We start from the raw sequence: 24,805 nt of genomic DNA on the forward strand, positions 1-24,805 counted from the left end.
CTATGTGACGCTGCGATCCGTTTCAGGGGGCAATTCGAACACCTGCCGCAGGTAGGACAGGTAGCCCGGGTCGTCGCACATGCTCTTGCCCGGCGAGTCACTGAGCTTGGCCACCGGCTGGCCATTGCAGCGGACCATCTTGATGACGATGTTCAGCGGGGTCGGCCCCAGATCGTTGGTCAGGTGGGTGCCCACGCCGAACGCCACCTGGCAGCGGCCACGGAAGTAGTCGTACAGGCGCATCACCTTGGTGATGTCGAGCCCATCGCTGAACACCAGCACCTTGCTGCGCGGGTCGACGCGGCGCAGCTGGAAGTGGGCCAGCATGCGGTCGCCCCAGTCGAACGGGTCGCCGGAATCGTGGCGCACGCCGTCGAACAGCTTGCAGAAATACATGTCGAAGTCGCGCAGGAACGCATCCAGCCCGACCACGTCGGACAGGGCGATGCCAAGGTCGCCGCGGTACTCGCGCGCCCACGACTCCAGCGCCGCCACCTGCGAATCGCGCAGGCGCGGGCCCAGTGCCTGGAACGCCTGCAGGTACTCGTGGGCCATGGTGCCGTGCGGCGTCATGCCGTACAGGCGCGCGAAGTGCACGTTGCTGGTGCCGACCAGCTGCGGGCCCAGCGCATCGCGCAGCAGCGGCAGCAGGCGGGCATGCCAATCGCGCGAGTAGCGGCGGCGGCTGCCATAGTCGGCGATGCGGCACTGCTCGAAGCCAGCGGTATCGCGCAGCAGCGCGGCCTTGGCCTGCAGGCGGCGTTCGCCTTCGGCGAAATCCGCCGTGGTGGTGTTGCGGAACCACACTTCGTTGATGATCGCCAGCAGCGGCACTTCGAACAGGATCGTGTGCAGCCACGGACCGGTGATGTCCAGTTCGATCTCGCCGGGCACCGTCTTCGACGCGCGCAGCTGGATGTACTTGCGGTCCAGGTGGAACAGGCCGAGGAAGTCGGCGAAATCGGGCTTCACGAAGCGCAGGCCACGCATGTAATCCAGCTCTTCATTGCTGAAGCGCAGGCTGCACAGGTGGTCGATCTCCTCATCGATCTGGTTGATGTAGCGGGCCAGTTCGATACCGGGGGTGCGGCATTTGAAACGGTACTGAACCTGCGCGCCGGGGTGCTGGTGCAGCACCGCCTGCATCATGGTGAACTTGTACAGGTCGGTGTCGAGCAGGGACTGGATGATAGGCATGGGGGAATTATGCGCCCGTTCGGGTGAACCGGGGTCCGTGGTGGAGGTGGCGCCCTCACGCGCTCTGCAGTCGATCCACGCCATGTGTGGATGATCCTGTGGCAGCGCGTTACAGCGACCTGCGCAGCAACCTCGGCACCTGCACCAGTGCATGGGCCCAGATCGCCCCCCACACCGCCACCCGCACCGGCAACGACCGCTGCGGCGCTTCGAACTTGCTGAAATAGCGCCACAGCCCGCGATGCTTGTGCCATTCAACGAAGAACGGGCGCGAGCGGCTGGACACCCCGCGCACGTGGGTCACCTTCAGGTCGTTGGCGATGGCAACCACGCCACCGGCCTCACGCACGCGGCGGCACAGGTCCAGGTCTTCTGCGTGCAGCCGGTAGCCGGCATCCCAGCCGCCGATGCGATCAAACAGGGCACGGGGCATCAGCAGCAGCGCACCGGACAACGCCGGCACCTGCTGCAACGGCTGCGCCGGGTCGCGGGCAATGGCCAACCGCGCGCCACGACCGGGTGAGCGCAGCATGGCAAGGAAGTCCGGATCACGGCGCCGCACCGCGTCATCGGGCTGCCCGTGTTCGTCCACCTGCTCCACCCCCAGCAGACTGTCGCCCACCGCATTGGCGCGGTCACGCAATGCGGAGAGCGTATCCACTTCGACCATCAGGTCGGGATTGATGAAGGCCAGCCACGGGCTGCGAGAATCGGCAACGCCCTGGTTGTTGGCCGCAGCGAAACCGGGATTGTCCGGGTTGGCGATGAAACGTACACGCGGATCGTGGCTGGCGTGGCGCTGCACGACTTCCAGGGTGTCATCCAGCGAACCATTGTCGACCACCCGGATCTCGGCCACGTCCTGCGCCTGGCGCAGCCGCGACAGGCAGGCCTCGATGGTGCTGCCGCTCTGGTAGGTGACGACGATGGCGGCAATGGCAGAATTCAAACAGGCGGCTCCAACGGTGATGGCGGGACGAACAGGTCGCCCTGCCCGCGCGGCATTATCGCCTGCTGCAAGGCGTGCTGCAGGTCCTGGCGCAGCGTGTGCAGCGGGTCGTGCATCAGGAAGTCAGCCAGCCGCGGCACCCACCCCGGCCAGCGCGCGGCCAGTGCTTCCAGATCGCCGTCGCGGCTGGGCGCTTCACTGGCACGGCTGACGAAGGCGTTTTCGCACAACACGTTGCGCCAGCCGAGACCAGCCATGCGCAGGCTCAGATCGACCAGCGCCGCGTTCCAGCCCAGGTAGCTTTCTGCATCCAGGCCACCGGCGCGCCGCCGTGCATTGGCGCGCACCAGCACGGCGTGGGTGACCGCCGAAGGGAGTTCAGGATGCAGGCTCGGCAGTGCGGCGCAGACATGGGCCAACAGCGCCGGGTCGCCCGGTTCGGGGTTGAGCTCGCCCAGCCGCGGCCATGCCGCGGTTTCGCCCACGTTGCACCATGGCGTGGCCGTGGCAATGGCCGCGTCGCGCGCAAACGTGGCCTGCAGCTGCTGCAGCCATCCCGGTGCGGGCACGCTGTCCGGGGCCAGCACCGCCACGTCCAGGCCATCGCAGGCACGCAGCATTTCGTCCAGGTGGGCAACCTCGCCGAGTGGCCTGGCGCGGCGGGTGTATTCGGCCTGCAACGGCGTATGGGCCAGCCAGTGTTCAACCACCGCCTGTGCACGTGGCCCGGCCTGCGCGTCATCGGCCAGCCAGATCGATGTCCCCGCTGCGGTACCGGCATCAAGCGCGGCCAGGCAGCGGTCAAGTACCGCGTCGTCCACGCCCAGCGGCAACAACACGATCGCCCCCATCCCGCCTCCGTGGTTGTCGGTGGCCACAGCGTAGCATCGGGTGGGTGTCGGCCGGTTTGCACCCGCACCCGCAGAGGCCGCAGCAACGGCAACAGCAAAAGCTGGCTTCCTGGGAATGGCGGGGTGGGGGCCGGTGGCGGGGGACGCCGTGAATCCATCCCTGGAGGCCTGGCCGCGGCATCCATGCCGCGGACACCCCCGCCACCGGACCCACCCCGCCTTCGACAGATTTCCGCGACCTGTCTGGCCTGTTCCTGGTAGTGCCGGCCGCTGGCCGGCACATGCAGGTATCGGGAACAAAAAAAATTGGGGTCAGATCCGTTTTCCTTGGGAAAACGGATCTGACCCCACTCTTTGAAATCTGACAGAGATTCATCCACGCATGGCGCGGATCTACTGGCCACCGGGAAACTGTCGAAGGCGGGGCGGTGTCGGATTGCGGGGTGTCAGCCGCATGGATGCGGCTGCCAAGCCTACAGGGACGTACTTGCGGCGTCCCCGCAATCCGACACCGCCCCGCCAACCCACGGAATACCCGCCGTTGCTGTCGCTGTTGCTGTTGCTTCGGCAGGTGCAGGGCGCACAGCCCTGCCCTCCCCCCCTTACTTCTTTGCGCGCGGCTGGTTCAGCGGCTCCATCGCGCGGAAGCGCTGGCTGTACTCGTCGGTCAGGTTGCGGGCTTCCTGGCCGTTGCGGACGATGGTCGGGGTCAGCAGCACGATCACTTCCGAACGACGGCTGGTGCGGCTCTTCTGGCCGAACAGCGCGCCCAGTACCGGAATCCGGCTCAGGCCGGGAATGCCGCTGCTGCCATCGGTGGCCGAATCGGTGATCAGGCCGGCCAGCATGATGGTGTCCCCGCTCTGCACCGCCGCCTCGGTGGCCAGCTTCTTGGTGGAGATGCGCGGATTGCAGTTGCGCTCCTGCGGATTGCAGTTCTCCGGCACGTCCGATGCGCTGCTGATCTCCTGCACGATATCCAGGAACACCGTACCGTCACGGGTGACGCGCGGGCGCACCTTGAGGATCACGCCGGTGTCGATGTACTGCACCGAGCTGTAGCTGCTGGTGCCGATGCCGGTGTTGACCGTGGTGGTGTTGATCGGCACCTTGTCGCCCACGTTGAGGGTGGCTTCGGCGTTGTTGCGCACGAACACCGAGGGCGTCTGCAGCAGGCGCACGTCGGTGACCTTGTCCAGCGCGCTGACCACGGCCGCACCGTTGTGCCCGGTGAACGCCCAGTTGGCGCCATCGGTGCCGGTCACCGCACCGGCGAAGGTGTTCCAGGAGCCGCCCGCCGCTGCCGGCAGGGTCAACCCGGACAGCGCGCCGGTCAGCGCGCGCCCCGCCACGGCATTGTCGAAGAACCAGTTGACGCCGTACTTCAGGTCGCCGGTCAACCCGACTTCGGCCACCTGCGCTTCGATGTGCACCTGCAGCGGCATCACGTCCAGCTTTTCGATCACCTCGCGGATCGAGCGCCAGGCCTGCGGCGTCGAACGCACCAGCAGCGTGTTGGTTTCTTCCACCGCCGACACGCCGACACGATCGCCCTCCACTTCCAGGCTGATGCTGACGTTGCCCGACTGGCGCTGCGGCAGGTTCAGGCTGCCGGCGCTGCTGCCACTACCGCTGCTGCTGCCGCCACCGACCTGGTTGCTGAAACTGCTGCTGTTGCCCGTGTCCATACCGCGGTCGCCCTCGCTGCCCAGCTGCGACGGAATGGCACCCGGGGCCAGCGATGCCGAGCCGGAGCCGCCGCGGTTGCCGCTGCTGGCAAAGGCTTCGCTGAGGCGTTCGGCCAGGTCGCGTGCCTTGATGTAACGCAGTTCATGCGAGAACAGGCGCGCGCTGCCGCCGGCGGTATCGATGCGGTCCAGCCACTGCTGGATCTGGTCCAGGTAGCGCACCTGCGGGGTGATCACCAGCACTGCATTGGCGTTTTCCAGCGGCAGGAAACGGAACATGCCGGCGCTGGGCGTCTTGCTCTCCTCGCCGAAGACCTTCTCCAGATCGGCCGCAACCTGCTCGGCCTTGCCGGACTGGATCGGGAACACGCCCACCGACATGCCCGAGAGCCAGTCGACGTCGAAGATCTCCACGGTATGCAGGTAGTTCTCCAGTTCCGCACGCGTACCGCCGAGGGTGATCACGTTGCGGCCGCTGTCGACGTTGACGATGGCATTGGGCCGCGCGTAGGGCTCCAGCACCTTCTTCATCTCGGTGGCGGAGATGAACTGCAGCGGCACCACGCGCACTTCAAAGCCGCGTGCGCTGGAGGCCGGCGCGGTGCTCGGCGCCACGGTGCCGGCCAGTGCCTGGTCGGCGGCGACGATGTTGTAGCGGCCACCGCTGTAGACCATGCGGGCGTTGTTCCAGCCCAGCACCATCTCCAGCAGGTTCAGTGCCTGTGCCGGCGATACCGGCTTGGGCGTGGCCAGCGTCACCGTGCCCTGCACGCCCGGGGCGATCACGTAGTTCTGGCCGAGCATGTCGCCGAGGATGGCCTTGACCACCGCATGCACCGATTCGCCTTCAAAGTTGAAGGTCGCCTCACCGGAACTGGCCGCATGCAGCGCGGGTGATGGCTTGCGCGCGGCTTCGCGGTTGATCATGGTGCCGGTGCCACGGCGGATCACCGCCTGCGGCGCCCCCTGCACCTGGTCGGCCGCCTCGGTCTGCGCATCGACGGCAGCCTGGCCGGCACTGGCCGAGGGCTGCAGGTTGCCGTTGCGTTGCACATGCGGGGCCGACACGGTGCTGCAGCCGACCAGCAGCGTCAGGGCGAAGGACCAGGGAAGAAAACGCAGATTCATGCATTCACTCTATCGGTTGGTGCCATCGCCCGGGGGCGGCGACGGTTGTTGCTGCTGTTGCTGCAGCTGACGGCGGCGGGCCTGGATGCGTTCGCGGATGGCCTGCATCTGCGCTTCGCTGGGACCGTTGGTGTTTGCAGGGGGTGCGGCGGCCGCGGCCGGTGCAGGCGAGGCGGAAGCCGCGTTGCCATCGGCGGCACGGGGGGTGGGCAGCGTCTGGCTGGGCGTTGGCGGCGGTGGCGGCGGCGGAACCACCGCGCCAGGCACAGGCGGTGTGCCAGTGGCTCCGCGCAGCGCGGTCGGCGCTTCACCGCCCTGGCCATTGAACACGGCCAGTTCCAGCACCTGGCTGCCACTGGAGCCGATCACCGTGGCCTGGCGCGGTTCCAATGCCACCAGCTGCCAGCCATCGACTGCATCGCCGTTGAGGCGCAGGCGCAGCGACCGGCCCTGCTCGGTGGTGAAGGTGGCCATGCTGAAGTCGCCGGTCATCAGCACGCCGGTCAGGCGCAGTGCCGGACTGGCGGTGGCTTCACTGCCGCCCAGCAGATAGGGGCGCGGCTTGCGGTCTTCGGCGAACAGGGGGCGTTCGCTGATCGCGCTGTAGCTATCTGCACCGGCCATGCGTTCGGGCGCCAGCGCGGGCAGCGCCGGCAGCGCGGCCTGCGCGTCGCCCTCCGCACTGACCGTGGGCAGCTGGCTGCCAAGACCGAAGCCCGTGGCCAGCCAGATCGCTGCGGCCCATCCGGCCAGCGCCAGCAACAGCCCGGTGCGCAGGCTGATCTGCTCAAGCTTCATCGGCCACCTCCTGCGCATCGGCAGCAGGCTGCTCCGCCGGTGACGGCACAGGTGCCGGCGGCGTGGCCACGGGTGCTGTCGAGGGATCGGCAGCAGCCGCCGGCAACAGGTAGCCGGCCAGCTCGAAGGACACATCCAGGCCGAGGCCGGATTCGTTGGGCGATTGCTGGAAGCGCTGTGCGATCAGGTTGAGGTTGTCCACGAACAGGCGCGGGCTGCCGGTCTCCAGGCTGTGCAGCACGGTAGCCAGTTCGGCCACGCCACAGCGCAGGCGCACCTGCATGGCCACACGCACGAACGCAGCATCGCGACGGTTGTCGCTCAACGGCGTGCGGTTGCTGATGGTGCAGCTGCGGTTGCCCGGGCTGGCCATCGCCACCGCATCCTGCAGGCGTGCGCCGAGCGCGGCCGCAGCGGCCTCGGCGGTGGCTTCCTGCAGGAACCCCGGGCGCTGCTGCAGGGCGTCGCGGGTTGCGCGCAGCCGCTGTTCGATCTGCGGCTGCTGCTGCAGCTGCGCCTGCACGCGCAGCTGGCGCTCGCGCAGAGCGGCGGCATCGGCATCGATCGCCAGCAGCGGCTGGGTGAACCACGGGTGCACCAGCAGCAGGTAGGCCAGGCCCAGCACTGCCAACAGCAGTGCCAGTGCCAGCCAGCGGTCACGGCGTGCGCTTGGCATCGGCATCGGCCGCCTCCGTGGTTGCAGTCGGGGCGGGTGCCGGCGCCGCTGCCGCCGAAGGCAATGGCTGCAGCTCGGCGGTCAGGGTGAAGCGGTCGCGGCCACTGGCGGCACCGTCAGCCTGCAGCACGCCGGTAAGGTTGACCTTGCGCCACTGCGGCGCGTCCTGCAGCAGCGTGACCAGCTGCGATGCTTCGCTGCTGAGGCCGATCAACTGCAGGCTGTTGTTCTCGATCGCCAGTTTTTCCAGGTAGGTGCCATCGGGCAGGCGCCGGGTCAGTTCATTCCAGACTTCGACGGTACTGGCGCGCTGGTTGCGCTGTGCCTCCAGGAACGCCGCTCCATCCAGCAGCGCCTGCAGCTGGCTGCGTTCGCTGGCCACGCCACGTGCACTGCGGGCGCTGCGCTCGACGTCTGCGCGCAGTGCGTCGACGGCGTCACGACGGTTGTCCAGCAACTGCATCGCCGCCAGCACCAGCATCACCAGCGCAGCCATGGCAAGCAGCAGGTTCCAGCGCCGCATCGGGTCCGGTCGCTGCTGACGCTGCGCGGGCGGCAGCAGGTTGACCTGCAGCGCGCGGCCCTGGGCATCGATCGCATCGACACCGGCCAGCACGTCGGCCCACGCTCCGATCTGCGCGCGCCAGTCATCGAGCTGGCGCAGCGGCCAGGCCACCAGCTCCACCTGCAGCAGGCCTTCGCCGGCACTGCCCAGCTCACGGATGTCATAGCTGACCTGGCTGGCTTCGAACGGTGTCTGCCGGTCGATCTCGTAGCCGACCACCGCACGCAGGCGGTCAGCGGCGGCGGCAGGAAGACGCAGAGTGCGCCGCAGGACCTGCCCGGCCGGCAGCAGCCACACCCGTGGCAGGCTGCGCAGGCGCGGCTCCAGCACCCGGTCCAGGTCCACCGGTTGCAGCGGCCAAGGCAGGCGGGCCACGGGCTCGAGACCGTCGCCGGTTTCACGCCAGACCTGTAGTTGCCCGTCCTCGCACTGCAGCAGCAGGCGGGTCTGCGACCAGCCCAGTGCCCATTGCCAACGCATCGGCACCCAGGCCAGCAACGACTGCCGCCACCAGCGCAGGAAACGGCCGGCACCGGGGCCGATCTGGCCCTGCACCTGCCGCAGACTGTCCTGCCACGCCGTCATCTTGCTGCCATTCCCTGCTCCCAGCGAAGCACTGTGTAGGTCCGGCCGGGCACCCCGCCCGATCCGTTGCGCACCACCGCCTGCAGCACCGACAGGCGTCCGCTGCCGTCAGTGGCACGGGACTCGATACTATAGGTGCCACTGCCGCTGGCAAGCGTCGATGCACCCGCATCGTTATCTCCGTCACGCTCCTGCTGGGCGCGTTGCGCCAGCAGTTGTTCCGCATCCAGGCCCAATGCCGTCAACACCGGTCCACTGGCGAAACGTGGATCCGGGCGCGCCTGCCTGCTGTAGAGCGTCAGGTGCGGCAGCATCGCGGCATACAGCGACCCGCGCATCCCCAGCACCCGCTGCAGTTCGCCCAGGGTTTCAAAGCGCTTGTTGCGCGGGCCAAAGGGCAGGCCTGCGGCGGCGTACTCCGGCGCCTCGGCACCGCCACCGGGCTGCAGCAGGCTGTCTTCGTCGCGCCAGTCGATGATCGCACCGGCCAGCTGCCTGGCGCTTTCTGCCGGCTCGCCCAGTGCCTGCATGAATGCGGACAGCAGGGCCGCATCGGCCAGGTTGAGGTTGATCTTGCCGTTCTCGTCCAGCACCCGGATCTCGATGCGGGCGTCGTCGAACTGCCAGCGATAGGCGCGGCCATCAGCCTGCCACGGCGGACGCTGCGGGTCCGGCTGCAGCCGCAGCAACGCGTATTCCAGGCCGGCACGGGCGCGCTCCTGGCCGCGTGCGTCGTCACCGAGCACCCGCTGCTGCAGGTGTTCGACCCGTGCGCTGAGCGCAAAGGCGCCGACCAGCGCGGTCATCAGCGCGATCAGCCACAGCACCAGGACCAGCGCGGCACCACGTGGACGCTTCATCGCGCACCTCCGCTGCCACCGGCCCGCAGCGACACCACCAGCGGCGGCCACGGCGTGCCCCTGGCTGGCACGATCTGCACTTCCACCAGCAATGGCAGGCGCCGGGTGTCCTCCCAGCGTGGCAACCATTCGGTCAGCTGCCCGTTGCTGGCGTCGACACCGCGGTAGCGCAGCCTTACGTCCTTCAACTCGTCCGCCAGCACCTCGGGCGGGCGCGGCGGATTCTCTTCGATGCGCTCGCCTTCCTGCAGCAGCACCAGCTCCAGCAGCAAGCGGCGGTGGCCGGTTGCGCCATCCACCTGCAGCGCATGCAGGTAGGGGCCGCCGCGACCGAGATAGCCCGGCAGGTCGGCAACGAACTGCATGCCCTGATCGTCGCCCTGGAAGAATACCGGTTCGCGGGTGGGATCGGGCACTTCCAGCGGGCTGCGCAGGGCACTGGCGAGCTGCCGCCGCAGCAGGGCCTGCACGGCGCGCATGCGTTCGCTCTGCGCGGCAATCTGCTCACCGCGCTGGCTGATCGCCATCGCCGAGCGCACGCTGGCGAACGCCAACGCCAGACCGCCTGCCAGCAGCACCGTGGCCAGCATCACTTCGACCAGGGTGAAGCCCCGCGCGCGGCGCCTCATCGCGCATTCTCCAGCGCGGGCGGCAACAGACGCAGGCTGCGCCAGCGCAACTGCTCGCGTTCACTGTCGCCCCAACGCACCTGCAGTTGCAGTTCCGCCAGCCAGGGTGCGCCCGGCGACTGCGCAGCGGGCAGCGCACCATTGCGCGGCTCGGCCCAGGGCTGCACCTGCAGCTGCCAGTGATAACGCCCCTGCTCCCACTCGCCCTGCTGGCTGCCGGCCTGCAGCGGTGCTTCCACCCCGGCGGCGGCCAGCAACGACTGCGCGTGCAGCACCGCACGCGTGCGCAGCTCGGCATCACGCACCTGCCGCGCGCCACCGGACAGGCTGCCCAGCAACAGCGTCAGCGCCAGCCCGAGCAAAGCGAAGGCAACGATCACTTCCAGCAGGGTGAAGCCACGGGCGCGCGACCTCATTGCGCCCGCCACGGTCCGGAACGGACTTCACCGGTCAGCCAGCCCACATCGATGCGCCACTCGGCGCTGTCCAGCTGCAGGCGGATGCGGCCGCCGCTGGAACCGCCATCGGGATGGAATTCGATCACGCCCTGGCCGGGCGCGGTGGCCAACTGCGCGGCACCTTCGAACTGCACCTTCAGCTTGGCCGGCACTTCGCCGTGGCGCTGGCTGGCGCCCTGCCAACGATGCTGCGCCGGTTCGATCACGAAGCGCTGCGGTTCGCCGCGGGCAATGGCCTGCGCGCGCACCATGCGCAGCTGGTTGGCGATGTCCTTGCCGGCACTGCGCAGCTGCATGCCGGCAAAGCCGCGCGACATGCCAGCGGCGGTGATCAGGCCGATGGCCGCGATCAACGCGATCACCAGCAGCATTTCCAGCAGCGACAGGCCTGCCGCGCGCCTGCCGAGCAGGCGCGGGCGTGACAGCCGGCGCGGCAGGAAAAGCAGCATGCGTGCTTACGGCTGGTAGCGGATGTCAGCGTCGACGCTGCTGCCGCCGGCCTTGCCGTCCTTGCCCAGGCTGATCAGTTCATATGCCTGGCCCTCGCCCGGTGCGCGGTACTCCAGCGCGTGGCCCCACGGGTCGTTGAGGTCGGCAGGCTTGGCATACGGGCCCAGCCAGCCACCGACGCCGGCCGGTGCGGTCACCAGGTCGTTGAGCGAGGCGGGCAGCTTGCCGGTGTCGATCTGGTAGTTGTCGACCTTGGAGGCAACGGTCTGCACCTGCGCCTTGGCGATGTTGGCCTTGCCTCGATCGGCGCCGCCGAGCACGCGGCTGGCGACCAGGGTCAGCACCGCGCCGATCAGCACGATGACGATGATGATCTCCAGCAGGCTCATGCCCGACTGGTGGCGTGCGGCGGTGAAGGAAAGGCGGATCGGTCGACGGGAAGCAATCATGGTCGGTCCTTTCAGGTACGGGATGTCGGGGTTGCGAAGGAGGCCATCGTCAGCCGATGGCGTTGGTAAGGTCGTACAACGGCACCAGCACGGCCACGATCACCGCGCCGACGACCGAGGCCAGCACCAGGGTGATCGCCGGCACCATCGCCGCCAGCAGGCGGTCGATGCGGCGGGCGCTGTCCTGTTCGAAGGTATCAGCAGCTTTCAGCAGCATGGTATCGAGCGCGCCGGACTCCTCACCGACCTGGATCATCTGCAGGGCCAGACGGGGAAAACGCTTGCCGCGCGACAACGCCAGCGAAAGACCGGTGCCGTTCTTGACCTCGTCGGCGGCGGTTTCCAGGTCTGCCGCCAGGGCGCGGTTGCCAAGCACGTTGCCGGCGATGCCCAGTGCCCCCAGCAGCGGCACGCCGTTGCGCAGCAGCGTTCCCAGGGTACGCGCCAGCCGTGCGGTTTCCAGCTCGCCCAGCAGGCGGCCAATGCCGCGCCGCTGCAGCAGCCAGCCATCCAGCGCCAGACGGAACGCGGGCTGCCGCGACTTGCGTTCGAACAGCAGCAGCAGCACGCCCGGCACCACCAGCAGCAGCACCCACCAGTCGCGCACGAACAGGCCCAGCTGCAGCACCAGGTTGGTGAACCACGGCAGCGCCACGTCCAGGCTTTCGTACATCTGTGCGAACTGCGGCACCACATAGCCCAGCAGGAACAGCAGCGCACCGCCCACCACCACCAGCAGGATCGCCGGGTACACCAGCGCGTTGATCACCTTGCCCTGCAGCGCACGGCTGCGTTCGAGGTAATCGGCCAGGCGTTGCAGCGTCTCGTGCAGGCTGCCACCGGCTTCGCCGGCGCGCACCATGTTCACATACAGGCGCGAGAACAGGCCGTGCTGGCGTTCCAGCGCGGTCGACAGCGGCGCGCCCCCGCGCACCACGTCGCGGATGTCGGTGATCGCGCGGCGCGAGCGCTCGTCTTCGGGCAGGCTGAGCAGGATCGACAGCGCGCGGTCCAGCGGCTGCCCGGCACCGAGCAGGGTGGCCAGCTGCTGGGTGAACTGCAGCAATGCCGCGCCCTGCAGCGGACGCTGGCGGAACAGGCCGCGCAAGCTGCTGCCGCCAACCGCGCCACCGTCGGCCAGCTGCGTTTCCATCGGCAGATGGCCCTGGTCCTGCAGGCGCGCGACCAGCTCGGCCTCGCTGGCCGCTTCCATCTGTCCGTCGAACACTTCACCGTGTGGGTTCAGTGCCTTGTAACGGTAGTTCGGCATGTCAGCGTCGTCCCTGCACGCGCATCAGCCTTCCTCGGTCACGCGCAGGACTTCCTCGAGGGTCGTCTGCCCGCTCAGGGCCTTGCTCAGGCCGTCCTCGTACATGGTGCGCATGCCGGCTTCGCGGGCGATGCGCTCGATCTCGCCCATGCCATCGCGACGCATCACCGCACGGCGCAGCGCGTCGTTCATCACCAGGAATTCCATGATGGTGGTGCGCCCCAGGTAGCCGGTCGGCGCCAGCGCCGAAGGCTTCGGGCGATACAGATGGATTGTTCCATCCGGTTGTAGGCGGCGCAGGTCGAAGCGCTCGATCTCTTCCGGCGAAGCTTCGTAGCGTTCAGCGTGGGTCGGCTCCAGCCGGCGCACCAGGCGCTGGGCCAGGATGCCGTTGATGGTGGAGGTGAGCAGATAATCTTCCACGCCCATGTCGAGCAGGCGGGTGATGCCGCCTGCGGCATTGTTGGTGTGCAGCGTGGACAGCACCAGGTGGCCGGTCAACGCTGACTGGATCGCGATGCGCGCGGTTTCCAGATCGCGCATTTCACCGATCATGATGATGTCCGGATCCTGGCGCACGATGCTGCGCAGGGCATTGGCGAAATCCAGCCCGATCTGCGGCTTGGCCTGGATCTGGTTGATGCCTTCGATCTGGTACTCGACCGGATCCTCAACGGTGATGATCTTGACGTCGGCGGTGTTGAGCTGGCTCAACGCGGTGTACAGCGTGGTGGTCTTGCCCGACCCGGTGGGGCCGGTCACCAGCAGGATGCCGTGCGGCTGTTCAAGCACCTTGCGGAACTGCGGCAGGAAGGCATCGGTGAAGCCCAGCCGATGAAAGTCGAACACCACCGTCTCGCGATCAAGCAGGCGCATCACCACGCTTTCGCCGTGCGCGGTGGGCACCGTACTGACACGCAGGTCCAGTTCCTTGCCCTGCACGCGCAGCATGATGCGGCCATCCTGCGGCAGGCGGCGCTCGGCGATGTTGAGCCGGGCCATGATCTTGATGCGGCTGATCACCGCGGCGGTCAGGTTGGCCGGCGGGCTCTCGCCTTCGACCAGCACGCCATCGACGCGGTAACGCACCTTCAGCCGGTTTTCGAACGGCTCGACGTGGATGTCCGACGCGCGCAGTTCGACCGCGCGCTGGATCACCAGGTTGACCAGGCGGATCACCGGCGCTTCGGAAGCGAGATCGCGCAGGTGCTCGATATCGTCCACTGCGCCGCCTTCGCCATCGGCGGTTTCCACGATCGCGCCCATCGCACTGCGGCCCTGGCCGAACCAGCGCTCGATGAGATCATCGATCTCCGCGCGCATGCCCAGCAGCGGCGTGACCGGTACACCCAGCGCCAACTGCACGGCCTGCTGCGGGTAAGGATCGTGGGCGTCGGCCAACCACAGCTGCACGCCGTGTTCATCCAGCGCCAGCGGGCACACGTGGAACTGCTTGAGGAAGCGCAGCGACAGCGGCAGGCCTTCGGCCAGCGCCTGCGGCGGCGATTCAGGCAGCTGACGCGCTTCCAGCAGCGGCAGCCCCAGCACATCGGAACTGGCCTGCGCCTGGTCACGTTCGGACACCAGCCCAAGCCGTACCAGCAAGCCAAGCAGGCTGCCACCGGCTTCGGCATGCAGCGGCCGCGCACGCGCCAGATCTCCTTCCTTGAGCCGACCACGTGCCAGCAGCGCATCGAGGATGCGGCCTTCAGTATCGTCGATGGCAGTGGCAGCGAGCGCGTTCACATGACTCTCCTGTCGATCGTCCCGACTTTAGCAGTTAAGCCGTGGTTTCCACCCGCTCCGATTCTTCTTTCGTGAAAAGACGAGGCCCGTCACACAGGTAACGGGCCTCGCTTGTTCATTTACGACAGTCGGCGATTACTGGGTCGCCAGGATGCTCACCCCGCTGTAAGCCGCTTCACCCACCACCTTGATGTAGTAGGTACCGGCCACCGGCTTGGCCACGCGCACGGTTTCGGTATTGCCCGGGCGGGTCGACTTGGCATCGTTGTCGGTGGCCGTGGGCACGCGGCCCTGCGCCAGGTACACCGATACGTTGCCGCTGCCGCCGTAGGTCAGCACGCTCAGCGTCTTGCCGGCCGCCGCTTCGAAGGTATAGACGGTTTCGCTGGCGGCCGCACCGGCCAGCCCACCCACGGTCACCTTGTTGGTCAGCGGAATGCCTTCCGGCTCGCAGTTCTCGGTGCACGGCTCCTTCAGCGCGGCATCCAGTGCGGCCTTGGCATCGAGGATGCCGGTACCGATCGGGGTGGCCGCCGGGATGGTCACCGGGAACTTGCGCGCCGACTGCTTGAGCAGGGTTTCCAGCGCGGCCGGGGCCAGCGGCTCCTTGCCCTTGGCGATCAGCGCGCTCTGCACCAGGGCAGCCACCGCGGCAACGTGCGGCGAGGACATCGAGGTACCGCCCTTGCCCATCAGTACCCACTCACCGGCGTCCGGGGTGGTTTCCGAACTGGAACCGACCTGCCAGATGTAGCCGTTCGGGTTGCCGTCGACACTGCCGCCACCGCCCGGGGCCGACAGGTCGACCGCGGTGCCGTAGTTGGAGTAATAGGTGATGCCACCGGTGACACGGGTCGCACCCACCGCCACCACGTTGTTGCAGCTGGCCGGACGGTACTTGGACGCGTTGTCGGTTTCATTGCCGGCCGCGACCACCACCAGGGTGCCGCGCGACACGGCGCCGTTGATCGCGTCCTGGTAGGCGGCATCGCAAGCGCCACCACCACCCAGGCTCATGTTGATGATTTCCGCCGGATTGGTGTTGGCCGGAATGCCCGGCACGGTGCCGCCCGACGCCCAGGTGATGGCGTCGCTGATGTCGGCCAGGGTGCCGCCGCACTTGCCAAGCACGCGCACCGGCAACACCTTGGCCTTGTAGGCCAGGCCTGCCAGGGCACTGCCGTTGTTGGTCACCTCGGCAATGGTGCCGGCCACGTGCGTGCCGTGCCAGGAACTGCCTTCCGGTTCGGAACCGGTGTAGCACTCGTTGGCCGTTTCCACCCAGTCGCCGTAATCGGTGGCGCCCGGTGCGCGGCCATCGTTCGGGCGGCGCGAGGATTCCTTGTCACTGATGAAATCGTAGCCTTCCAGCAGGTTGCTGCCGAAATCCGGCACGCCCGGCAGGATGCCGGTATCGAGCACGGCGACCACGATGCCCTCGCCCTGCGAGAGATCCCACGCGGCCGGTGCATTCACACCACCGGTGGCGTTGAAGAAGTTCCACTGGTACTGCGCGTAGTTGGGATCGTTGGGCACCAGTGCCGGCTGCGCATTGGTGGCACGCAGGTCCGAGCGCTGCAGGCGCACGTTGGCCACCGCGTACTGCACCGACGGATCGGCATTCAGTTCAGCCAGTACCTTCTGCATGTCGGCCGAGCCGAGCCGGGACTTCAGGCGGATCAGGTCGCCACCGGTACCGAGCTTGCGCTCCACCAGCGGGGAAAGTGCCGCAGCACGGCTGGTGGTGCCGCTGCTGACGATGGCACGCGACAGTGCCGACTGCACGACCGAGAGCTTGGTCGAACGATCGCTGGCGGCCGCGGTGCCGTTGCGGTACTTCACGATGATGCCGTCCACGCTCTGCTGGGCAGTGCTGGCCACGCGCGCCGGTTCCTTGGCCACGCCCGGCTTGGCCGCATGCGCCGCACCGACGCCGACAGTCAGCGACAACACGGCGGCAGCCAGCACATTGATGCGAAGGGTCTGCTTCTTGGTCACGTTCGAAATCCTCTTCAAGGTCATGGTTGAGCTTTCCTTCTCCGCCCGTTGCACGGACGGAGCTCACTACGGCCATCACTCCCTGCGACTGCCCTGGCTGGCCCACCAGGGTTGCCATGCCACGCCCCTTTGGCGCTCACTGCTCGACGTGCCGATGGGATGGCCCACCGGCACGTTGTTGCGCACTTACCAGCCGAAGCCGGCACCGACGCCGACCGAGCTGTCATCACTGCTGAAGGCACCACCGACGGTGACCGTGGCGCGATCGCTGATCGCACGCTGGTAGCCCAGCGACATGGCCGACTCGCCTCCCTGGAAACCGATGCCGACGCCGACCCGGTTCTGGGTGCGGATGCCGGCGGCACTGGTGGCCATGTTGAGCATCGCTGCGCTCATCGCGCCCTGGCGGTCGATGCGGCGATCCATGTGCCGCAGGCGCCCATCGACTTCACCCTTGAACACATCGAAGCTGTCGGTGACTGCCTGCACGCGGCTGTCGGTGTAGCTGTTGGCGGTGGTGATGCCACGATCCAGCTGACCCTTGTTGACCGCATCGGTTGCGGTGGTGCCGGCCGCCACGTTGGTGACCTGGCGTTCGTTGCCCTCGCTGCCGACCGAGACGGTGTTGGCGCGATCAGCAACCGAGCCCTGGCCCAGCGCCACCGCATTGGCCGCCGTTGCGCTCGCGCCCTGGCCGACAGCAGTGGACGATGCACCGCTGGCGACTGCGCCATCGCCCATCGCGACGGCGTTGACACCACCGCCTGCAACCAGTGCTGGCTGAGCACTGCCTGCACTGGCGGCGGCCGGCGTGCCCTGCACACGGGCCGTTGCCGATCCGCCATCCGCCAGGCTCGCGTCGGTGGCAGCCGACGCCGTGGCCACGTTGGACGCGTCTGCGTCCAGCGGAGCGGCCATCGAACGCAGGCTGGCCGCGCCGGAACGCGTGCCGCTGGCGGTGCGACGATCGATCTCGCTGACCTTGCGGTCCAGTGCGCCCAGCGCGTCGCCGACGTTGCTGTAGGTGGACCCCTGGATCACATAGTTCGGCGCGACGAACACGCCCTGCATGCCGACGCTGGCACCGCCGCCGAGGAAGCTGGCGGCATCGCTGAGCGACTGGAACAGCTGCCCACCGTTGATCGCCTGGCGGCTGCCGGAGGCGATGCTGCCGGCGCCGACGTTGTCGATGGTGGTGCCCTGGATACCGGCCAGGGTCAGGCGGTCGCGGCTGGCATCGTCGTAGCCGACCGCACTGGCCGTGCTGGTTTCAACAGTGGCGATGCGCGAGTCGAAATCACCGACACGGGTTTCGACCGCGCCCACGCGCTGGTTGGTGACGTTGAGCTGTGAACCGGTCACGGCGTCGCTGCTGCCGGCGGCGATGCGGCCATCGGCAACGTTGACGATGCGGCGCGTAGCAGGGCCGGCGGTGCCGTTGCCGCCACCAACCGAGACCACGTTGGCCTCCAGGGCGCGTGCACCGGTGCCGAGGGCGACCGAGTTGGTCCCGGTAACGCCGCTGTTGGCACCCAGCGCAAGCGCGCCGCCACCAATGGCCGAGGCATTGGCACCCAGTGCGTTGCTGCGTGCACCGCCCGCATTGGCAGCCGAGCCGATGGCCACCGCGTCGGTGCCGCTGGCGCTTGCGGTGCCACTGCCGCTGGCGCGGAAGTGGCGGCTGGTGGCATCGGCGGTGGAAGCGACCGCATCCAGCTGCGCGCGGTTCACCGCATCGGTGGCCTGGGTGCCTGCGGCAACGCGGGTGATCTGCCGCTCTGCGCCTGCGCTGCCCACCGACACGCTGTTCGCCCGATCGGCCACTGCCGACGCGCCCAACGCCGTGCTGTTGGCGGCACTTGCCGTGGCACCGAAACCAACCGCGGTCGAACCGGCTGCGGTGGCCTTGGCGCTGTAACCAACAGCGGTACCGAGACGACCACTGGCCTCAGCGTAGCTGCCCAGCGCCGACGCACCGTCGGCCGTTGCCGTGGCACGGAAGCCACTGGCCTGCGACTGCGTGCCACTGGCAGTAGACTGCGCGCCGCTGGCGGTGCTGTAGGCACCCTTGGCCTGCGCCCCGGCGCCGGTGGCACTGGAGCCAAGCTCGCTGGCGGCAGCACCACTGCCCAGGGCCACACTGTCCACGCCGGTGGCCTGTGCCGCATTGCCCAGCGCCGCGCCATTGGCACCACTGGCCAGCGCATTGAAGCCGACGGCGGTGGCGTTGGCCGCGACCGCGGTGGCACCACTGCCGAGCGCACTGGCGCCATTGCCGATCGCATTGGCCGCTTCACCGGCCGCCAGCGCATTGTCACCTTCGACGTAGGCACCGGCGTCGCTGTCGGCACTGCCGTTGGCCTGGAAGTGCTTGCTGGTCTTGTCGGCGACACTGGCCACGGCATCCAGCTGGCCCTTGTTCACTGCATCGGTGGTCTCGGTGCCGGCGGCAACATGGGTGACCTGGCGTTCACCGCCCGCGCTGCCGACGGCCACCGTGTTGTCACGGTCGGCCTTCGAACCCGCGCCGAGGGCGACACTGTTGACACCGTTGGCGGTCGCGCTGGCACCCAGGGCGGTGCTGTCAGCCGCATCGGCCCAGGCATTCCAGCCGATCGCGGTGGCGTAGTCATCGGTCGCCCAGGCACCGGCACCGAAGGCCGCCGCACCGGTACCGCTGGCACGCGACGGGATCAGGCCGAAGAAGGTGCTGCCGCCGATGGCGACACTCTCTGCGCCACTGGCTTGGCTGGACTGGCCGACGGCTACGGCGCCGCTGCCTGCTGCCGCCGCTCCGAAGCCGACAGCCGTGGTGTTGGCACCGGTCGCTGCCGAGCCGTAGCCCAGCGCGGTGCCGAGGCGGCCGCTGGCTTCGCTGTAGCCACCGATGGCGGTGGTGCCATCGGCCGAAGCGGCACTGCGGAAACCACTGGCCAGCGACTGCGCACCGCTGGCGACGGCTTCCGCACCGTTGGCGGTGCTGTAGACGCCGCTGGCCTGTGCAGCGGTGCCGGTAGCGGTGGCGCTGATGTCACTGGCTACCGCGCCGTTGCCGAGTGCGGCACTGTCTTCACCGGTGGCCTGCGCGTTGCTGCCTACCGCAGCCGCATTGCTGCCCGTGGCCAGCGAGTTGATGCCCACGGCGGTCGCGTTGGCGGCCACGGCCGTGGCACCACTGCCGAGCGCGGTGGCGCCATTGCCGATCGCATTGGCCGCTTCACCGGCAGCCAGTGCGTTGTCGCCTTCCACATAGGCACCGGCATCGCTGTCGGCGCTGCCGCTGGCCTGGAAGTACTTGCTGGTCTTGTCCGCCGTTGCGGCGACAGCATCGAGCTGGTTCTTGTTGACCGCATCGGTGCCTTCGGTGCCAGCCGCCACGTGGGTCACCTGGCGTTCGCTGCCGGCACTGCCGACGGCCACCGTGTTGTCACGGTCGGCCTTGGAGCCTGCGCCCAGGGCGACGCTGTTGGCACCGTTGGCGGTAGCGCTGGCGCCCAGTGCCGTCGACTCGGCGCCATCGGCCCACGAATTCCAGCCGATTGCAGTGGCGTAGTCCTCGGTGGCCCAGGCACCGGCACCGAACGCCGCTGCGCCGTAGCCACTGGCACGTGATGGCACCAGGCCGAAGAAGGTGCTGCCACCAATGGCCACGCTCTCATCGCCGCTGGCTTCGCTGGAATCACCCATCGCCACCGAGCTGGCGCCCGACGCCGCAGCGAACACGCCGGCAGCGGTGCTGTTGGCACCACTGGCCACGGTGCCATAGCCCAGCGCCGAGCCGAGGCGACCGCTGGCTTCGCTGTAGCCGCCGACTGCGGTGGTGCCGTCTGCAGAGGCTGCCGAACGGAAGCCACTGGCCAGCGACTGCGCACCGCTGGCGACCGCCTCGGCACCGTTGGCCGTGCTGTACACCGCCGTCGCCTGCGCACCTGCACCGGTCGCAGTGGTGCTGGTTTCGCTGGCCACCGCGCCGCTGCCGAGCGCCGCACTGTCTTCGCCCGTCGCCTGTGCGTTGTTGCCCACCGCAGCCGCATTGCCGCCGCTGGCCAGGCTGTTGAAGCCCACCGCCGTGGCGTTTGCCGCCACCGCTGTTGCACCACTGCCAAGTGCAGTAGCGCCGGTGCCGATCGCATTGGCGGCCTCACCGGCAGCCAGCGCGCTGTCACCTTCCACGTAGGCACCGGCATCGCTGTCGGCGCTGCCGCTGGCCTGGAAGTACTTGCTGGTCTTTCCGCCTTCGGCGGCCACCGCGTCCAGCTGGTCCTTGTTCACCGCATCGGTACCCTGGGTACCGGCGGCCACGTTGGTGATCTGGCGGGTGTTGCCGCCGCCACCGACCGACACGGTGTTGTCGCGGTCGGCAATCGAATCGGCACCCAGCGCCACGCTGTTGGCACCGCGCGATTCCGCCGCATTGCCCAGCGCGGTGCTGTTGATGCCCGCCGCATAGGCACCGCCACCGACCGCAGTGGAATAGTCGCCGGATGCTTCGGTCGCCAGCAGGCCGAACAACGATCCACCGACGGCCACGGCATTGGTGCCGGTAGCCAGGCTGCCCTGGCCGGTGGCGGTGCTGTAGGCACCGGATGCTTCCGAATCGCCACCAAGCGCGACGCTGTTGGAACCGGAGGCGTTGGCGAAGTTGCCGAAGGCAGTGGCGTTGAATGCCGAGGCGTTGGCGTAACCGCCGATGGCGGTGCTGTAGCCACCGGTCGCCTCGGCACCGATGCCGAATGCAGCCGAAGCGGTGCCGCTGGCCACGCTTTCACTGCCGACCGCCGTGGCGGCCTCCCCGCTGGCGTTGCTGAAGTAGCCCACCGCCACGGCTTCTTCGCCGCTGGCTTCGGACAGCACGCCGCTGGCGGTGCTGCCAGCGCCGCTGGCCACCGCGGCCGCGCCGAAGGCCGCACTCTGTTCGCCGCTGGCTTCGCTCTCGGCACCATGAGCCGTGGCGTATTCGCCGGTCGCCTGTGCGTTGGCACCGATGGCGCTGGCATTGGCCGCGCTGGCCAGGGCATTGAAGCCGATGGCCTGTGCGTTTCCGGCCAGTGCATTGGCGCCGCTGCCGAGGGCGGTTGCGCCGTTGCCGATGGCATTGGCCGATTCACCCGCGGCCAGCGCGTTGTCGCCTTCCACGTAGGCACCGGCGTCGCTGTCGGCACTGCCGCTGGCCTGGAAGTACTTGCTGGTGGTCGCGGCACTGGCTGCAACCGCGTCGAGCTGCGACTTGTTCACCGCATCGGTGGCCTGGGTACCGGCCGCCACACTGGTGATCTGCCGTTCGTTGCCCGCGCTGCCCACTGACACGCTGCGATCACGGCTGGCCACCGAACCGGCGCCCAGTGCAACTGCGTTGTTGCCACTGGCCGTGCTGCCCGCGCCCAGGGCGATCGCGCTTTCCCCGCCGGCCACCGTGTTGGTGCCGATGGCGATGCTGTTGATGCTGTTGCCCAGCGCCTGGAAGCCCAGCGCAACGCTGTTGTCGCCGTAGCTGAAGGCGCCGCGGCCGACGGCGGTGGAACTGGTGCCGTTGGCCCAGCTGTTGTAGCCGATGGAGGTGGCGCCGTTGGCGCTGGCCCATGCCGCCGGACCAAATGCCGAGGCATTGCGGCCGGTGGCCCATGCGCCGGCACCGAAGGCCGTGGCGCCTTCCTCGCTGGCGGTGCTGTAGCCACCCACGGCGGTACTGTCATCGGCCTTGGCGAAGGCGCTGTCGCCGACGGCAACGGCATAGCTGCCGGTGGCGCGCGCCTTGCCGCCCGCCGCGAAGCTGTTGTCGCCGGTGGCCTGCGCCGCAGTACCGAAGGCGCTGCTGCTGGCGCCGGTGGCCTGCGCGGCATTGCCGACGGCGGTGGAACCGGCCGAGGCGGTGGTGCCGATCTGCACCGGGTTGCCCTGCTCATCCAGCAGCGGCTGGTTGTATTCGTCGTAGGCCTGGCCGAGGCCACCCACGGCTACCGCACCGTCACCGTCGGCGAAGGTATTGCGACCCAGTGCCACGCTGTCGGCGCCGATGGCCGCAGCGCCTGCGCCCTGTGCCAGCGCACCAGCACCGATGGCGTTGCTGGCCGAACCCGCCGCCACCGCACCCTCGCCTTCTGCGTAGGCACCGGCATCGCTGCCGCTTTCCGGCTGCGCCTGGAAGAAGCGCGCGGTGGTATCGGCGGTGCTGGCCACGGCGTCCAGCTGTGCCTTGTTCACTGCATCGGTGGCTTCACTGCCGGCCGCCACGCTGGTGATCTGCCGCTCGTTGCCGGCACTGCCCACGGCCACGCTGTTGGCGCGCACCGCTTCGGAATTGGCGCCCAGCGCAACGCTGTTGGCACCACGCGCGGTGGCGTAGTAGCCGACGGCCGTGCTCTGCGCACCGCTGGCCCAGGTCTGCGCGCCCAGCGCGCTGGCGTTCTCGCCCGGTGCATAGGCGAAGTAGCCCACCGCGACGGATTCGGCACCGGAGGCCTCGGTCAGGCTGCCATTGGCCACGGCCTGGTCGCCGCTGGCGATGGCACCGGCGCCGACGGCGGTGGCCGCTTCGCCACTGGCCTGGGTCTGCACGAAGAAGCCCAGGCCCGGGATCAGGTCGGCCGGGCCACCAATGGCCACGCTGCTGGTGCCGGTGGCGTTGCTCTGCGTACCGACGGCGGTGGAGTAGTCGCCGATGGCATTGGAGACAGCACCGAATGCCGACGACTGCGCACCTGCCGCATAGGCTCCCACGCCGTACGCCGACGCTGCAAAACCACCGGCATCGGCGCTGGCGCCGACGGCGGTACCACCGACCCCGGCACTGGTGGCGCCGGTCTCTACCGGCACGCCACCACTGGTGATCAGCGGATTGCCATCGGCATCCACTGCAGCACCGCCCACAGCGACGCTGCCCGGGCCGACTGCCTGCGCGTTGTTGCCGAAGGCCGCGCTGTTCTGGCCAGACGCAAGCGCGTTGTTGCCGACCGCGGTGGCGTTCTGCGCGACGGCGGTCGCACCTGCACCGACGGCGGTCGTGCCGTTGCCGATCGCATTGGCGGCTTCGCCAGCGGCGAGCGCGTCATCTCCCTCGGCCAACGCACCGGCATCGCTGTTGCTGCTGCCGGTAGCCTGGAATCGCTTGGCGGTGGTATCGGCTACCGCTGCCACGTCCTTCAATTGAGCGACGTTGACCGCATCGGTGTCTTCGGTACCGGCGGCAACGCTGGTGATCTGCCGGGTCAGGCCGTAGTCGACCGCACCCACCGACACGGTATCGACGCGGTCGGCCAGCGAGCCGGCGCCCAGCGCCACGCTGCCGGTGGCCACGGCCGCCGAATTGGAACCCAGCGCGGTGCTGTATTCGCCCACCGCCGTGCTGAACGCACCGACGGCAATGGAGGCTTCGTTGACGGCAGTCGCACCGCGGCCCAGCGAGGTGCTGCCGGGGCCCATCGCCACCGCGCCTGCACCCACCGCCGTGGCGCCATCGGCGCTGGCTTCGGACAGTGCACCCAGTGCGGTGGCTGCGCCGTTCTCGCTGGCGGCCACGGCACTTGCGCCTACCGCCGTATCGCCAAGACCGAAGGCGGCCGCACTCTGCCCGACCACCACGCTGGCATCACCGAAGGCGAGCGCGTTCTGGCCGAAAGCACTGGCGCCAAGTCCTGCGGCAATGGCCTGGGTGCCGACCGCGGTGGTGGCGTTGGCCAGCGACTGGCTGCCACTACCGACCGCGATGGCGCCCTGGCCTTCGATCTTTGCCGCGTCGCTGTCATCGCCAGCGCCATCGGCCTTGAAGTAGCGGCTGCCCTCGGCCGCCGCCTGCGCAAGCGCGGCCTGCGTGGCGCGCGCCTGTGCATCCAGCTGTGCCTTGTTCACCGCATCGGTGGCGGCGGTACCGGCGGCGACATTGGTCACCTGCCGTTCCTTGCCGGCATCACCGACAGAAACGGTGTTGGCGCGCGCTGCCTTGGAACCGGCGCCCAGCGCCACGCTGTTGGCGCCGGTGGCGCTGGTACCCGCACCAATTGCCACCGCGTTGCTGCCCTTGGCGCTGGCGCTGCCATCGACCGCGCACTTGTCCAGCACCTTGCTGTTGAGCACCACGCAGTTCGCGCTGCCCCCAATCTCAACCGACTGCGCCGCAGCGATGCCGGTCATGCCCAGTCCCATTGCCAAGGCCAGCGCTGCAGCCAGTCGTGCCGGCGCGGCATCGGTCGCACCGCGGCGCTGGTCGACGACCCCGCCTGATGAGCTGGAAGAGGCCAGTTCCGAGGCCACCACCAACTGACCCAATGCTTTGTTCCAGACCTTGCGATAAATCCGATTCATCGGTACGGCTCCTGATTGGACTGGTTTTGGGCAAAGCAACGCCACCGCCGAGCCTTCGTGGCCCAACGTCCCCTGGGGGCGTTTATTCGCGTGATTTACTGCGGGTATTGCCGAACGGCGCGCAGGGACAGAAAACCGAGCGCATGCGCCGTGCGGTTACTGCGGGATGAACAGATTTGAAACGGGGGTCAAGTGTTAACGGCATCTTTG

16 protein-coding genes are annotated in these 24,805 nt (G+C 68.6%); all 16 read right to left on the bottom strand.

Annotated features, from left to right (window positions below):
* The 16 genes from pncB to K5K93_RS09790 all read right to left on the bottom strand — a co-directional run bounded on the left by pncB (position 1) and on the right by K5K93_RS09790 (position 24,595).
* Positions 1-1,197, bottom strand: a complete 1,197-nt coding sequence (gene pncB, locus K5K93_RS09715; protein WP_222390779.1) for a nicotinate phosphoribosyltransferase — start codon at positions 1,195-1,197, stop codon at positions 1-3.
* Positions 1,198-1,306: 109 nt separating this feature from the next.
* On the bottom strand, positions 1,307-2,146 hold the full coding sequence (locus K5K93_RS09720) for a glycosyltransferase family 2 protein (protein ID WP_222390781.1): 840 nt from the start codon (positions 2,144-2,146) through the stop codon (positions 1,307-1,309).
* On the bottom strand, positions 2,143-2,997 hold the full coding sequence (locus K5K93_RS09725) for a glycosyltransferase (protein WP_222390783.1): 855 nt from the start codon (positions 2,995-2,997) through the stop codon (positions 2,143-2,145). The genes K5K93_RS09720 and K5K93_RS09725 overlap by 4 nt, the downstream gene beginning before the upstream one ends.
* 602 nt (positions 2,998-3,599) lie before the next feature.
* Positions 3,600-5,813 carry a type II secretion system secretin GspD gene (gene gspD / locus K5K93_RS09730; RefSeq protein WP_222390784.1) on the bottom strand — a complete coding sequence of 738 codons (2,214 nt, stop codon included), beginning with the start codon at positions 5,811-5,813 and terminating at the stop codon, positions 3,600-3,602.
* A gap of 9 nt (positions 5,814-5,822) precedes the next feature.
* The gene (locus K5K93_RS09735; RefSeq protein ID WP_222390785.1) at positions 5,823-6,611 is read right to left on the bottom strand and encodes a general secretion pathway protein GspN; all 789 of its coding nucleotides are present in this window, start codon (positions 6,609-6,611) and stop codon (positions 5,823-5,825) included.
* Entirely contained in the window at positions 6,601-7,287 is a 687-nt protein-coding gene (gene gspM / locus K5K93_RS09740) for a type II secretion system protein GspM (protein WP_261311968.1), read from the bottom strand. The genes K5K93_RS09735 and gspM overlap by 11 nt, the downstream gene beginning before the upstream one ends.
* Positions 7,268-8,437, bottom strand: a complete 1,170-nt coding sequence (locus tag K5K93_RS09745) for a PilN domain-containing protein (RefSeq protein WP_222390788.1) — start codon at positions 8,435-8,437, stop codon at positions 7,268-7,270. Before K5K93_RS09745 ends, gspM begins: the two co-directional genes overlap by 20 nt.
* Positions 8,434-9,297 (bottom strand): type II secretion system protein GspK, encoded by an 864-nt coding sequence (locus K5K93_RS09750; RefSeq protein WP_222390790.1) that lies wholly within the window; start codon positions 9,295-9,297, stop codon positions 8,434-8,436. The genes K5K93_RS09745 and K5K93_RS09750 overlap by 4 nt, the downstream gene beginning before the upstream one ends.
* Positions 9,294-9,926 carry a type II secretion system protein J gene (locus K5K93_RS09755; RefSeq protein WP_222390791.1) on the bottom strand — a complete coding sequence of 211 codons (633 nt, stop codon included), beginning with the start codon at positions 9,924-9,926 and terminating at the stop codon, positions 9,294-9,296. Before K5K93_RS09755 ends, K5K93_RS09750 begins: the two co-directional genes overlap by 4 nt.
* Positions 9,923-10,342, bottom strand: coding sequence for a prepilin-type N-terminal cleavage/methylation domain-containing protein (locus K5K93_RS09760; protein ID WP_222390792.1), 420 nt, complete (start codon positions 10,340-10,342; stop codon positions 9,923-9,925). Before K5K93_RS09760 ends, K5K93_RS09755 begins: the two co-directional genes overlap by 4 nt.
* Positions 10,339-10,833 carry a GspH/FimT family pseudopilin gene (locus K5K93_RS09765; protein WP_222390793.1) on the bottom strand — a complete coding sequence of 165 codons (495 nt, stop codon included), beginning with the start codon at positions 10,831-10,833 and terminating at the stop codon, positions 10,339-10,341. The genes K5K93_RS09760 and K5K93_RS09765 overlap by 4 nt, the downstream gene beginning before the upstream one ends.
* Before the next feature lie 6 nt (positions 10,834-10,839).
* Positions 10,840-11,283: a type II secretion system major pseudopilin GspG gene (gene gspG / locus K5K93_RS09770; protein WP_032951922.1), complete on the bottom strand. Its 444-nt coding sequence runs from the start codon at positions 11,281-11,283 to the stop codon at positions 10,840-10,842.
* 49 nt (positions 11,284-11,332) lie between these two features.
* Positions 11,333-12,553: a type II secretion system F family protein gene (locus K5K93_RS09775; RefSeq protein WP_093818847.1), complete on the bottom strand. Its 1,221-nt coding sequence runs from the start codon at positions 12,551-12,553 to the stop codon at positions 11,333-11,335.
* A gap of 24 nt (positions 12,554-12,577) precedes the next feature.
* Complete coding sequence (gene gspE, locus K5K93_RS09780; protein WP_093818846.1) at positions 12,578-14,299, bottom strand: type II secretion system ATPase GspE; 1,722 nt, start codon at positions 14,297-14,299, stop codon at positions 12,578-12,580.
* A 135-nt stretch (positions 14,300-14,434) separates the two neighbouring features.
* Positions 14,435-16,321 carry a S8 family peptidase gene (locus K5K93_RS09785; RefSeq protein ID WP_222390794.1) on the bottom strand — a complete coding sequence of 629 codons (1,887 nt, stop codon included), beginning with the start codon at positions 16,319-16,321 and terminating at the stop codon, positions 14,435-14,437.
* A 162-nt stretch (positions 16,322-16,483) separates the two neighbouring features.
* Positions 16,484-24,595 carry an ESPR-type extended signal peptide-containing protein gene (locus K5K93_RS09790; RefSeq protein ID WP_261311958.1) on the bottom strand — a complete coding sequence of 2,704 codons (8,112 nt, stop codon included), beginning with the start codon at positions 24,593-24,595 and terminating at the stop codon, positions 16,484-16,486.
* Between the last annotated feature and the right edge of the window lie 210 nt (positions 24,596-24,805).

It is taken from the genome of Stenotrophomonas sp. DR822, from assembly GCF_019793815.1.
In the GTDB taxonomy this organism is placed as follows: domain Bacteria; phylum Pseudomonadota; class Gammaproteobacteria; order Xanthomonadales; family Xanthomonadaceae; genus Stenotrophomonas; species Stenotrophomonas indicatrix.